This window comes from Pseudomonas sp. FW305-3-2-15-C-LB1 (genome assembly GCF_058787615.1).
In genome coordinates, this window is record NZ_JBYSZX010000042.1 from 1 (window position 1) to 1,244 (window position 1,244).

Consider the following 1,244-nt stretch of genomic DNA (forward strand, 5'->3'; position numbering starts at 1 on the left):
TGAACTGGCCTAATGATTTTGGACACTTCAATCGGGCGCTATGATGGCGCCCAAATCTGAGGTGTTTGGATATGCGTAAATCTTATTCAAGTGAGTTCAAACTCAAAGCTGCCAGCATGGTGCTGGACGAGGGGCAGTCGGTTCCCGAGGTCTGTGCCAGTTTGGATATTGGCCCTACGGCCCTGCGCCGCTGGGTCGATCAAGTTCGCAAGGAACGCTTGGGCTCGACTCCGGTGGGAGCCAAGGCGATTACCGCGGATCAGCGAGAGATTCAGGAACTTAAAGCCTTGCTCAGGCAAAAAGACCGGGATATCGAAATCCTAAAAAAGGCCAGTGCTCTCCTGCTTTTGGACGCCAAAGATCACTCTCGTTGATCTGTGAGCTGGGCGAGCAGTACGGCGTTAACGATTGCTGTCGTGTGTTCGGAATAAACCGCAGTAGCTTTTACGCATGGCGTCAGCGCCAAGGCAAAGTGAGCCCTAAGCGTGAGAAGCTCAAGGCCATGCTGGTCAAGCACCACAGGGCGTCGAGAGAGTCTGCGGGTGCTCGGACCTTGGCTAAACAGCTGCAAGCCGGCGGGCATGATGTCGGGCGGTTCATGGCTCGCAGCTTGATGCGAGAAGCAGGCATTGTCAGCCGTCAACGCCGGCGCCATAAGTACAAGTCACCCGGCGTGGAAGCTTTGGTGGCACCGCATGTGCTCAAACGCAAGTTTGATGTTACGGCGGTCAATCAGGTGTGGTGTGGAGACGTGACGTACATCAAAGTCGGCAAGCGTTGGCTGTATTTCGCGGCGGTTCTGGACTTGTTCGCTCGCCGGATCGTGGGCTGGTCGTTTTCGATGATCTCCGATGCCACGCTGACCTGCGAAGCCCTGCGGATGGCGATTGAACTGCGCGGTCGCCCAAAAGACGTACTGTTTCACTCCGACCAAGGTTGCCAGTACACCAGCCATAAGTTCAGAAATGAACTGCTGGAACATGGACTCCGGCAAAGCATGAGCCGTAAAGGCGAATGCTGGGACAACGCACCGATGGAGCGTTTCTTTGGAAGTTTGAAATCAGAGTGGGTGCCAGAAGCAGGCTACGGATCGGAACATGAGGCCCGAGCGGATGTGCAGCGCTATGTATCGCGCTACAACATCACCAGGCCGCATAGCTACAACGACTATCGGTCACCAGTCGCCAGGGAGAAGTTGGCGGCGTGAAACCTTAATCGGTGTCCAAGATTACTTGACCAGTTCA

General features: G+C 55.2%; 2 protein-coding genes. Both read left to right on the forward strand.

From position 1 onward, the window contains the following. Positions 1–71: 71 nt before the first annotated feature. The gene (locus tag AC3WP7_RS30025) at positions 72–374 is read left to right on the forward strand and encodes a transposase (RefSeq protein WP_225595758.1); all 303 of its coding nucleotides are present in this window, start codon (positions 72–74) and stop codon (positions 372–374) included. Beyond that, entirely contained in the window at positions 371–1,207 is an 837-nt protein-coding gene (locus AC3WP7_RS30030; RefSeq protein WP_225595759.1) for an IS3 family transposase, read from the forward strand. The genes AC3WP7_RS30025 and AC3WP7_RS30030 overlap by 4 nt, the downstream gene beginning before the upstream one ends. The last annotated feature ends 37 nt before the right edge of the window (positions 1,208–1,244 follow it).